Annotated in this window: 10 protein-coding genes; 6 read left to right on the forward strand and 4 right to left on the reverse strand. The window is 56.6% G+C overall.

Annotated features, from left to right (window positions below; genetic code table 11):
* Positions 1-37 precede the first annotated feature (37 nt).
* Positions 38-931, forward strand: a complete 894-nt coding sequence (locus PanJK_RS01130) for a LysR family transcriptional regulator (RefSeq protein ID WP_256696400.1) — start codon at positions 38-40, stop codon at positions 929-931.
* A 98-nt stretch (positions 932-1,029) separates the two neighbouring features.
* Here the strand turns inward: PanJK_RS01130 and PanJK_RS01135 are convergent, their stop codons facing one another.
* From PanJK_RS01135 to PanJK_RS01150, 4 genes are all read right to left on the reverse strand, one after another.
* Positions 1,030-2,412 (reverse strand): M24 family metallopeptidase, encoded by a 1,383-nt coding sequence (locus tag PanJK_RS01135; protein WP_265296833.1) that lies wholly within the window; start codon positions 2,410-2,412, stop codon positions 1,030-1,032.
* Positions 2,413-3,001: 589 nt separating this feature from the next.
* Entirely contained in the window at positions 3,002-4,294 is a 1,293-nt protein-coding gene (locus PanJK_RS01140) for a PQQ-dependent sugar dehydrogenase (RefSeq protein ID WP_265296834.1), read from the reverse strand.
* Positions 4,291-4,713 carry a DUF2231 domain-containing protein gene (locus tag PanJK_RS01145; RefSeq protein WP_101764462.1) on the reverse strand — a complete coding sequence of 141 codons (423 nt, stop codon included), beginning with the start codon at positions 4,711-4,713 and terminating at the stop codon, positions 4,291-4,293. The genes PanJK_RS01140 and PanJK_RS01145 overlap by 4 nt, the downstream gene beginning before the upstream one ends.
* A gap of 132 nt (positions 4,714-4,845) precedes the next feature.
* The gene (locus tag PanJK_RS01150) at positions 4,846-5,961 is read right to left on the reverse strand and encodes an ABC transporter substrate-binding protein (protein ID WP_256696396.1); all 1,116 of its coding nucleotides are present in this window, start codon (positions 5,959-5,961) and stop codon (positions 4,846-4,848) included.
* Positions 5,962-6,284: 323 nt separating this feature from the next.
* On the opposite strand from PanJK_RS01150, the gene PanJK_RS01155 reads away from it, so the two are divergent.
* Genes PanJK_RS01155 through PanJK_RS01175 form a run of 5 tightly spaced genes read left to right on the forward strand, consistent with a single transcriptional unit; the run spans position 6,285 to position 11,893 of the window.
* Complete coding sequence (locus PanJK_RS01155) at positions 6,285-7,439, forward strand: mandelate racemase family protein (RefSeq protein WP_256696395.1); 1,155 nt, start codon at positions 6,285-6,287, stop codon at positions 7,437-7,439.
* A gap of 60 nt (positions 7,440-7,499) precedes the next feature.
* Positions 7,500-9,131 (forward strand): ABC transporter substrate-binding protein, encoded by a 1,632-nt coding sequence (locus PanJK_RS01160; protein ID WP_265296835.1) that lies wholly within the window; start codon positions 7,500-7,502, stop codon positions 9,129-9,131.
* Positions 9,128-10,153, forward strand: a complete 1,026-nt coding sequence (locus PanJK_RS01165; protein ID WP_008110051.1) for an ABC transporter permease — start codon at positions 9,128-9,130, stop codon at positions 10,151-10,153. Before PanJK_RS01160 ends, PanJK_RS01165 begins: the two co-directional genes overlap by 4 nt.
* Complete coding sequence (locus PanJK_RS01170; RefSeq protein WP_176972282.1) at positions 10,150-11,055, forward strand: ABC transporter permease; 906 nt, start codon at positions 10,150-10,152, stop codon at positions 11,053-11,055. Before PanJK_RS01165 ends, PanJK_RS01170 begins: the two co-directional genes overlap by 4 nt.
* Positions 11,027-11,893 (forward strand): ABC transporter ATP-binding protein, encoded by an 867-nt coding sequence (locus PanJK_RS01175; RefSeq protein ID WP_265296837.1) that lies wholly within the window; start codon positions 11,027-11,029, stop codon positions 11,891-11,893. Before PanJK_RS01170 ends, PanJK_RS01175 begins: the two co-directional genes overlap by 29 nt.
* Positions 11,894-11,911: the final 18 nt, after the last annotated feature.

An 11,911-nucleotide genomic window follows, 5' to 3' on the forward strand; every position in this document is an offset into this window, starting at 1 on the left:
CCTCTTTTGACACCACGACAGTAATAAGGTCAACCACATGCTGCGGGAAAACTTCAACGACCTGATCTATTTAGTGATGGTGGCGCGCGAATGTAGCTTCACGCGCGCCGCAGCTAAATTAGGCGTGTCGCAATCGGCATTAAGCCACTCGATTCGCGGTCTTGAAGAGCGATTAAACACGCGTTTATTAACGCGCACCACACGCAGTGTCGCACCGACCGAAGCAGGGGAAAACCTGATTCAGAGCGTGGCACCGATGATGGCCGATATCGAGAAAGCCCTGCTGCAACTAGCCGATAATCAGGGCAAGCCGTCGGGGAATATTCGTATTACCGCCGGTGAACATGCGTTGTCTTCCACATTATGGCCGCTGCTGAAACCGTTTCTGCAAGCCTATCCGGAAGTGAATGTTGAGCTCTCTGTCGATAACACCTTAACGGATATTGTCAGCGGACGTTTCGATGCTGGCGTGCGACTGGGTGAAAGCATTGAGAAAGATATGGTGGCGGTGCGAATCGGCCCGGACTGGAAAATGGTAACTGTTGCATCGCCTGACTATTTGCAAAAGCACGGCATTCCCGCCACGCCCTACGAATTGCAGAATCACAACTGCATTAATATGCGGCTTCCTACGCTGGGAGGATTATATAGCTGGGAGTTCAGCAAAGATGGCAAAGATATTCGCGTTAAAGTTGAAGGGCAGCTGATATTTAATAATCTGGCTTCGCGTATTGATGCGGTGCTGGCCGGCATGGGTATCGCCCATGTCCCCGAGGATACCGTTAAACAGCATATCGCCAACGGCGAACTGCAATGCCTGCTTGAAGACTGGACTGAACCGTTTAGTGGATATTATCTCTATTATCCAAGCCGCAAACAGCACACCGCTGCATTTGAGAAATTGATCGAAGCCATTAAATATAAGGGCTGAAAGATCGTCAATTGAACCTTTAGGTCACCATAAATGGCGACCCTACATTGAGCACGATTTTGTAGGGTCGCCATTCATGGCGACCTCAACTAATTACATTAACTCACCACGCTCAACGCCAAATCCTTCGCCAGAAAGAACGGCCTTAAATACGCCACGCTATTCGACAGCGGCAAGATTTCATCGCTGAGCTGAATGCCGATCGTTTCTCGTAAATAACGGCGGCGGGTTTCGGTGCGCTGCCACAGCGCCGGATATTGAGTGCGGATATCGCTTTGTAGCGCCGCATCAGCCAGCAGCACGCACTCTTCGGCGCTGGCACCGTTGTAGCCTGGCACCGACGGGATGATATCAATTTGCAGCATCATGCCGCTCTTGAGCAATTCGCTGGAATAGTGATAAATCGGCGAAGACATCCACTCTTCGTCCGCCACCAAATGTCCTGGATTGAGATGCCAGCCGAAGCGCTCTTTTGGTAACACCTGCTCAACCAGCGCATACAGTGCCCCGCCGCTCATGCCGCAGCGAATATTTTCCAGCCACGCTACCACCGCCGAGAAATAGGGTTTGGCGATGCGATCCAGATAATCTTGCTGAGCTGACGGCAGTTCGCTTTGCTCGGCAATAACAAAACCGCTGCGGCTGGAGAGCCCGCCTTTGAAAGCGGTGGTCAGCGAGAGCGGATCGCCGCGCTGCACTTTTTTGTAAGTTGGATAGAGGTTCGCCTTGTCGAAACGACTGCCGGTCGCGGCGATGGTCACCACCGTGTTGCATTGCCCTTCGGCGTGCAGTAACGCGCCCAACTCGGTTTCACGCACGCCCACTTCGATGGCATTCAGCGCGTCCAGCATGCAATTTGATGCGAGGTTTGCGCCATATTCGTAATGCGCGATTTCATTGGCATTGCAGGTGGTGCGCGCGCCGTGATCGCCAATAAATAAGTGGATGGCATTTTCTAATATGGCGTTATCGCTAAGCGTGCGCTGGATGGCGTCGACAATAAAGTACGGCAAATCAAACATCGCACGCCCATTGCCTGCGGCGGGCGTAAACATCTTCCAGCCCACCAGCCCGACTTTATGGCTATCGGCTAAGCCAGTGTCTTTAAACAGGCTTTCCAGCGGCGCTTCATTGTCCATGGGCTGATTGGGTAGCGAGAAGTATGGCGTGTGCAGCAGCGCGGCCGGTGTCCGTGAGAAGCGCGCCATTTTGAGGTTTTCGTTGCCCAGCACCAGCGTGCAAGCTCCGGAGTGATTCAGCAGCAGCAGCCCTTCTTCGAAACGCGGGATAAATCCGGTGAGATATTCGAAATTGCCGCCGTGTTCCTTGTCGGCATAAATCACCAGCCAGTCAAAACCCTCGCGCTGCATGCCCACCAGCAGCGCATTTTTACGCGCCTGCAGCGTGTCATCGGTGAGAAAAACCGGTTCAACGTCGCTGAACGTCACCGGCGCGCTAATCGGCCCGAACATAATTGCCATGATGCACTTCCTCGCACTACAGAATGAGTTGAGGATAGTAGCGTTTTTAGCGCAGCGGACTTTGATCCACGCGAAAAAGGCGGAGGGGTGAGCTCCGCCTTGTCTCAAGTTCCGATCAGTGTGCCTGACCGGTCAGTTGCAAAAGGGCAACGATGATTTGAAGAATGATGCGGACGATGTCCAGCAGCAATCGAACAAGTTCCATCACTTTCCTTCTCCTCTGAGAGGAGCGCGCCTTTCAGCGGCCGGGGCTTTGACTCCACCCGCCGACCGCCTAAGCACAATTGTGAGGAGTGCTGAGCGGCTCTCATTGTAAAAGCCACAGGCCAGCACCACCTGAAACCTGCCGGGATTTGACTATCCGCGCCCCTGGAGTCATCAGAAAAACAATGAGGCTTCGCTCGTCACTCAACACCTGTATAACCATACAGTATTATGGCAAAACTTGAAATATATCGCCGCACATTTTATTATCGCCTGTGTGAGGAGTGCTGAGCACCCCGTTCGCGGCGCGGTTACCAGCCGGTTAGCGAACATAAAAAAAAGGATTTGGCTTAACGCCAAATCCTTTTTTATTACCCGCGATTGATTATCTGGCGGAACTGATACGCCAAATGGTATTTCCCGCATCATCGGCAATCAACACGCCGCCCTGCTGATCGGTGGCTAAACCCACCGGCAAACCGCGCACCTGCTTTTTATCGTCGGTCAGGAAACCGGTCACCACCGGCTGTGGCTGCCCTACCGGTTTACCGTTCTCGAATTTCACCCATACCACCTGATAGCCGTTGAGCGGCGTGCGGTTCCAGCTGCCGTGCTCGCTGATAAACGCGCCGCCGCGATACTGCGGCATATTATCCGCGCCGTAGAACAACAGACCGAGTGGTGCAACGTGTGAGCTCAGGGCGTAATCCGGTTTGATCGCCTTCTCCACCAGATCCGGCCTTTGCGGCTGTGCGCGTTCATCGACATGTTGACCATAATAGCTGTACGGCCAGCCGTAGAAGCCTTTGTCCTGCACCGACGTCAGGTAATCCGGCACTAAATCCGAACCGATCTCATCACGTTCATTGACGACAGCCCACAGCTTGCCGCTCTGCGGTTCCCACTGCAATCCAGTTGGATTGCGCAGGCCGCTGGCATAAATCCGGCTGGCGCCGCTGGCCGCATCCACTTCCAGCACCGCCGCACGGCGATACTCTTCGCCAATACCGTTTTCCGTCACGTTACTGTTCGATCCCACGCCGACATACAGATTGCTGCCGTCGGGGCTGGCGAGCAGCGATTTGGTCCAGTGATGGTTAATCGGCCCGCCCGGCAGTTCGGTCACTTCTACCGGCGGCGTGCGGATCTCGGTTTGCCCGGTTTGATACGGGAATTTCACCAGGCTATCGGCGTTCGCCACATATAGCGTGTCGCCCACCAGCTGCATACCAAACGGCGCCGTCAGGTTGTCGATAAAGCGATGTTGCTCCCATTTGCCGTTAACGTTCCGCAACAAGGTGATGCGATTGCCGCCCTCGCCGCCCTTGCCGGACGCTTTCTGCACAATGCCCATAATCAGCTGTTTTGGCGCGGTGGTCGGTTTCGGTGTGCCATTGGATTCCGCCACCAGCACGTCATTGTTCGGCAGCACCAACACCTGACGAGGGTGCTGCAGATTGTCGGCGATCTTTTCGATCTTCAACCCATCCGCCACTTTCGGCATTTCACCGGCTTTCCACGGCGTGCCTTCCGGCACCTGCATCGGCGGCATAAAGAAGTTCTGCGCCTGCGGCAGTTCAGGATTTGGACCAATTTGCTTTTGAGGATCGATCAGCGCCCCGTCGTCACAGGCGCTGAGCAGCATCGCGATGGCTACCGCGCTGAGTAAGTGTTTCATACGCGACCTCCTTGCGTGCGGCGTTCGCGCAACACCAGTTGCACGTTGGCAATGAGCAGCAGCGCCACCACCAGCGTCGACAGCGTGATGCCCAGTGGCACGACCGCGTAAGCATCACGACTGTGAATAAAGGCATTCACCACCGCCAGCACGATCGCCAGCAGCGACAGCCAGAAGTGGGTTTTCTCGGTCGGCCGCGCGCCACGGAATAAATAAACCAAACTGATTAAACGTGGCAGGATGGCCAGCACCAGACCAATGGTGATCAGCCAGCTGGCCGATTTGGTCCACATGATGACGAAGGTTTGCAAATAGAGGATATCGAAAAACCAGGCGGCAACAAAAAAGCCCAGCGGCAACGGTTCCAGCAGCGTATACAACGTCACACCGAACACCGATCTTCCTGAGGTATGAAACATTACTCTCTCCCTTTTACCGTATTAACATCAGATGGCGCACGCGTTTCGCTTTAGTGAAACAACGTGCCACCACCTGTGAAATATTAGTAAAGATAAACAGTAACGTTTAACACTTATCTAACATATTCAAACTTAAGACTTATCTGCCGGCAGGCTTACCCAATAACCCGGCTGATACGACAATGGCAGGAACTTTTCGTGGAACTCACGGAAGGTGGCGTCCGGATCGAGATCGGCAAACAGTTCAGGATGCAGCCACTTCGCCAGCGCCTGAATCGCGACAAACTGATATGGGCTGTCGTAGAACTGATGCCAGATGGCATGCGCGTTACCGTTGTGCGCGACCGGCAGCGTTTTGAAGGCATCACGCATCATCAGCAGCTGTAAACGCGCCGTCGCCTCTTTTACATCTGCACCGGGACCCACGCCGACCCATTTGCCAACGGTGTTATAGTTTTTCCAGTTCGCGCCCGTCACCACCACCACATCGGGACGGCTGGCGATGATCTGTTCTGGATTGAGGGTGCCGAAGGTGCCTGGAATCAGATCTTTGGCAATATTGCTGCCGCCCGCCAGTTCCACCATCTGACCAAAGTTTTCGTTACCAAACGACATGCAGCACTCGTCGGTATAGCCGCCAGCGCGATCAATCATCACTTTCGGGCGCGTGCCGTTAAAGTTCTTCAGGCGATCGGTCACCCTGGCGATTTGCGCACGACGGAACGCCACGATCTCTTCGGCGCGCTGCGGATTGTTGACCAGCTCGCCCATGATGCGGATGCTTTGTTCAGCATGTTCCATCGGCTTCTCGCGGAAGTCGATAAACACCACCGGCACGCCCACCGCTTGTAACTTCTCGATCAGCTTGCCTTCATCGGTCGCGGCTTTAGATTCGAGGTTCATCAGCACTAAATCCGGCTTCAGCGTCAGCGCCTGCTCGACGTTAAAGGTGCCATCTTTCGCGCCACCAAAGGTCGGCAGCTTCTTGATCTGCGGATATTTCTTCTCATACGCCATATAACCGTCGTAATCGGCTTTATGGAAATCGTCGCGCCAGCCCACCACACGCTGGAACGGCGCAGCGGTATCAAACGCCGCCAGCAGATACATTTGGCGCCCTTCGCCGAGAATGATGCGTTTGGATTCTTCTTTGACTTCAACCTGTCGTCCAGCCACATCGGTAATCGTTTTAGCAGAAGCGTGACTCGCCACCGCCAGTAACCCCAGTGCAAACAGCCATTTTTTCATTTGATCTACCCGGAATGATAATGATTATTATTAAAATTTCGCGGCGTCACTATTACCTGGCTGACAGCAAATGAAAAGCCCCGAGGACACATTTTTTTACATTCCCTCCGCTTGTTCCCACTGTGCAATCGCTCACAAAATGCCCTTCATTCGTGAAAACCCTCACAGCGCACCGGGCAAATGCCCAATTAATCGCCGCGCTATCCCGCGCTTTGGCTAATGCGTAAACAAAATGTGAACGCTAAATTACAAAATGAAACGGCGTTTTATTTTTTATGTTAATGCCCTGCTGGGCAAGTTACCGAGTTGAAGGAGGAGTTACCGTGAAGATCAGTGCCATTGATGTCACCCTGTTTAGCTACCCTACGCGCCGCGTTTCTGATAGCGCCGGACATTCGCATCCCGGCGCAGAGACCGATGCGCAAATGGCGCTGTTGACCCTCACCAGCGAAGATGGCGATTGCGGCTACGCCTTCGCCCCGGCCGAAGTGATTCGTCCGCACGTGGTGAACGCCTTCTTCCGCAAAGTGCTGATTGGGCAAAACGCCTTTGATCGCGAACGTCTGTGGCAGGATCTGGTGCATTGGCAGCGCGGTAGCGCCCATCAACTCACCGAACGCGCGTTGTCGGCGGTGGAACAGGCGCTGTGGGATTTGATTGGCCGCAAACTCAAGCAGCCAGTGCATAAGTTGCTAGGCGGCTATCGCGAGAAAATTCCTGCTTACGGCAGCACCATGTGTGGCGATGAGCTGGAAGGCGGATTATCCACGCCCGATGAATATGCGCGGTTTGCCGAAAAGCTGGTGGCGCGCGGTTATCAGGCCATCAAACTGCACACCTGGATGCCGCCGGTGTCGTTCGCGCCAAGTCCACAAATGGACATCAAAGCTTGCGCTGCGGTGCGCGAAGCGGTTGGTCCAGACATCGCCCTGATGCTCGACGGCTATCACTGGTACAGCCGCAGCGATGCGCTCACCATCGGTAAAGCGCTGGAAAAACTCAATTTCGCCTGGTTCGAAGAGCCGATGGAAGAGGAGAGCATGGCGTCGTACGCCTGGCTGGCGGAAAACCTCAGCATTGACGTGCTCGGCCCGGAAAGTCTCGGCGGCAAACACCACAGCCGCGCCGATTGGGTGCGTGCCGGTGCCTGCGACATTCTGCGTGCCGGTGCGAACGGCGTTGGCGGCATCTCCGCCACCATGAAAGTCGCCAGCCTGGCCGAAGCCTTTGGTATGGATTGCGAAGTGCACGGCAACGGCGCCGCCAGCATCGCGGTAGTGGGCGCCATCCGCAACTGCCGCTGGTACGAACGCGGTCTGCTGCATCCGTTCCTTGATTACGAACAGCCACCCGCCTATCTCAACGCGCTGGTTGATCCGATGGATGCCGACGGTTTTGTGCATCTGCCAACGCGCCCTGGACTTGGGGAGGACATCAATTTTGCGTGGATTGAGACTCACACGCTAAATCGCTGGTAAGCGCCCAACACAAGCAGTACGGCAAAAAACTATAAACCTCTGACCTGCTGGACTTTGCTTATGAACCTGATGAACCCCTGCAGAGCGTGGTGCGCCGCGCTGCTGCTGCTCACCTGTAGCCCGTCGCTACTGGCGTCCACGCCAGACGACCAGCTAATTGTGGGCATGAACATGAACAACTTACTCACGCTCGATCCCGCAGCCATGACCGGCAATGAAGTGGTCGGCATTGTGGTCAATCTCTATGACGGTTTAGTTGAGTTAGATCCCCAGCAGCTCACCAACGTGCGCCCCGCGCTGGCGGAGCGCTGGGAAATTAGCCCCGACAACCGTCAACTCACCTTCCATTTGCGTGACAATGTCACCTTCCACTCCGGTAATCCATTGAGTAGCGCCGATGTGATCTGGTCGATGCGCCGCGTGCTGCACCTCAATCTGGCGCAGGCGTCGGTATGGAAATCATACGGCTTCAGTAAAGAGAACGTGGATCAGATGATCACCGCGCCGGACGCGCGCACGGTGGTGATTCGCCTGCCCAAGCCTAACGATCCCAAGCTGGTGCTCTACTCGCTGGCGGCGCTCGGCAGCATGGTGGTGCTCGACAGTAAAACCGTGCAGGCGCAGGCGGTGAATAACGATTGGGGCAATCGCTGGCTTACCACCCACGAAGCGGGTTCCGGACCGTTTCACCTGGATGTATGGCAGGCCAAAGATGTGCTGCGCATCAGCCGCGATGCCCATTACTGGCGCGGTGCGCCGAAGCTGACGCGCGTAGTGTTCCGTCATCTGCAGGAGTCGCAAACCTTGCGCCTGATGATGGAGAAAGGTGATCTCGATATCGCCAGCAACATGGCGATCCCCGATGTGAAAGCGCTGCGCCACGATCCCGACCTCACCATCGACGCGGTACAAAAAGGCACGATCTATTACCTGGCGATGAGCATGAAGGACAATCACTTCGCCAATCCGCAGGTGCGTGAAGCACTGCGCTATCTGGTGGATTATCAGGGAATTAACAAAACGCTGATGGCCGGTTACGGCACGCTGCATCAGCGACCGATTCAATCCGGCATGCCGGCAACGTTGCCCGATCCGGGCTACAAGCTGGATGTGCCACGCGCTAAAGCGCTGCTCGCCGCCGCCGGTTATCCCAACGGTTTTGATACCACGCTGCGCGTGCTGGCCGATCAGCCGTTCCTCAATGTCGCGATCGCGATTCAGTCCACGCTGATGCAGGGCGGGATTCGCGCCAAAATCATCACCGGCACCGGCAACCAGATTTACGGTGCAATGCGCGAACGCCAGTTCAACCTGCTGGTAGGACGCGGCGGCAGCGGCGTGGAGCCGCATCCGCACTCCAGCCTGCGTGCGCTGGTGTATAACCCGAATAATGCCGACAGCGCGCGACTCACCAACTTTCAGGGCTGGCGCACCGGTTTTTATGACGCACAGCTGAACAGCATGATCGATAAAGCGCTGCTGGAGCGCGATGTAAAACAGCAGCAGCAGGATTACTTCGCCATCCAGCAACGTTACGACCAGCTGATTCCGGCGCTGATGCCAATCTCGCAAATGACCGATTCGGTGGTGGTGAACAATCGCGTGCAGGATTACGTGCCGCATCCGTCGGCCACCACTTTCCTGCGTGACGTATGGAAAACGCCAGATAGCCTGGCGGGAGGTGCCCAATGAAGCTAACAAAAAGCCACTGGCGACGCCTGCGTAGCCGCAGCGTGCAGGTCGCGATCACGCTGTTTGGCCTGCTGCTGCTGACCTTCTTTATTGGCCGCGTGATGCCGCTCGATCCGGTACTGGCGATTGTCGGGCCGGATGCCGATCACAACACCTATCAGCAGGTTTATCACCAACTCGGCTTCGATAAACCGCTGTGGGTGCAGTTTGGCATCTATCTGCAAGGCCTGCTGCACGGCAACCTCGGGCTGGCGCTGCTGACCGGACAACCGGTGATCAACGATATCCTGCGCGTCTTCCCGGCCACGGTGGAACTGGCAACGCTGGCGATTGTGATTGGTACCGGCCTCGGCGTCCCGCTGGGCGTGTGGGCCGCGGCGCGCCGCAACAGCGTGATTGACTATCTGGTGCGCATCATCAGCCTGGCGGGTTACTCCACGCCGATCTTCTGGGTGGGTATGGTCGGCCTGTTGCTGTTTTATGCCCATCTCGGCTGGGTTGGCGGCGCGGGCCGTGTCGATTTCAGTCTCGATGGCATTGTGCCGCGTCGCACCGGTTTTCTGCTCATTGATGCCTTGCTGGTCGGCAACTTCACGGTATTCAGCAATGCGCTCAATCACCTGATTCTGCCCGCATCGCTGCTCGGCTTTCACTCGCTGGCTTACATCAGCCGTATGACGCGCAGCTTTATGCTGGCGCAGCTGTCGCAGGAGTTCATTTTGACGGCACGGGTGAAAGGCCTCAGCGAATGGCAGGTGATTTGGCAGCACGCGTTCCGCAATATTCTGGTGCAGCTGCTGACGGTGGTGGCGCTGGCGTACGGCTCGCTGCTGGAGGGCGCGGTGCTGATTGAAACCGTGTTCTCGTGGCCCGGTTTTGGTTCCTATCTCACCGGCAGTTTGATGCTCGGCGATATGAATGCGGTGATGGGCTGCGTGCTGGTGGTCGGCCTGATTTTCGTGCTGCTCAATCTTCTCTCTGACCTGCTCTATCAGGTGTTCGATCCGAGGACCAAAGTATGACGATTTCTCTCGATACGCCGTTAGCCAGCCAGACGCGCGAACGGCTGGCGCGCTGTCGCCGCACCGGCGCGCGCATCGGCCATTTTCTCTGGCAGATGGCGCGCAATCCGTTAACCGCGATTGGCGGCGGCATCATTTTGCTGCTGCTGGTGGTGGCGCTGTTCGCACCGTGGATCGCGCCCTACCATCCGCTGATTCAGGATCTCAACAATGCGCTGACGCCGCCCAACGCGCAGCACTGGTTTGGCACCGATGAGTTTGGCCGCGACATCTTCAGCCGTCTGGTGTGGGGCGCGCGCATCACCCTGTATATCGTGCTGCTGGTGTCGATTACCGTGGGCCCGCTGGGCTTGCTGCTCGGCGTCACCGCCGGTTACTTCGGCGGCAAAGTCGATAGCGTATTGATGCGCGTCACCGACATCTTCATCTCCTTCCCGAGCCTGGTGCTGGCGCTGGCGTTTGTCGCCGCGCTCGGTCCGGGACTGGAGCATGTGGTGATCGCTATTACCCTCACCGCCTGGCCGCCTATTGCGCGACTGGCGCGCGCCGAAGCGCTGTCGCTGCGCCAGGCTGATTTTGTCTCCGCGGTGCGCTTACAGGGCGCCTCTTCGCTGCGCATTTTATGGAAGCACATTGTGCCGCTGTGCCTGCCGTCGGTAATCATCCGCATCACCATGAATATGGCGGGCATCATCCTGACCGCTGCCGGACTGGGTTTTCTCGGTTTGGGCGCGCAGCCACCAGATCCGGAATGGGGTGCGATGATCGCCAGCGGCCGCACTTACATGCTGGAGTGCTGGTGGGTAGTGACGGTGCCGGGTCTGGCGATTCTGATCAATAGCTTAGCGTTCAACTTCTTAGGAGATGGCTTACGTGACATCCTCGATCCCCGCAGCGAATAGCGCTGCACCGTTGCTTGACGTGCAGGATTTACAGGTCAATTTCGTCAATGGCCGACTGGTGACGCCCGCCGTGCGCGGCATCTCCTTCCAGTTGGGCAAGGAGAAACTGGCGATTGTCGGCGAATCCGGTTCCGGCAAATCCACCGTGGGCCGCGCGCTGTTGCAACTGCATCCGCGCAGCGCGCAGGTCACGGCACAGCGCATGCAGTTTGGTGACGTGGATCTGCTGCGCGCCACGCCAGCCCAGATGCGCGCCATTCGCGGCAAGCGTATCTCAATGATTATGCAGGACCCGAAATACTCGCTGAATCCGGTGGTACGCGTGGGCGAGCAGATTGCCGAAGCCTGGCGCAGTCATCATCCCGGCCAGCGCGAGGTTGCGCGGCAGCGAGCGATGGAGATGCTTGAAGTGGTACAGGTACGCGATCCGGGCCGCATCTATCAATGTTATCCGCACGAAATTTCCGGCGGTCAGGGCCAGCGCGTGATGATCGCCATGATGCTGATTACCGATCCTGAACTGCTGATCGCTGATGAACCCACTTCGGCGCTGGACGTTTCGGTGCGTTTGCAAGTGCTGGCGCTTTTGGACGATTTGGTGAAACAACGCGGTCTGGGGCTGATCTTTATCAGTCACGACATCAATCTGGTGCGACGCTTCTGCGACCGCGTATTGGTGATGTATGCCGGGCGTGTGGTGGAATCGCTGGCTGCCAGCCAGCTCGACCAGGCGCAACATCCCTATACACAAGGCTTACTCGCCGCGCTGCCGGATATGGATCAGCGTCGCGCCCGTCTGCCGGTGCTGCAACGTCAGGCCAGCTGGCTGCAACCCTAAGGAGCAATGATGAACGAG

Source organism: Pantoea sp. JK, from assembly GCF_026130245.1.
GTDB classification, from domain to species: Bacteria; Pseudomonadota; Gammaproteobacteria; order Enterobacterales; family Enterobacteriaceae; genus Pantoea; species Pantoea trifolii.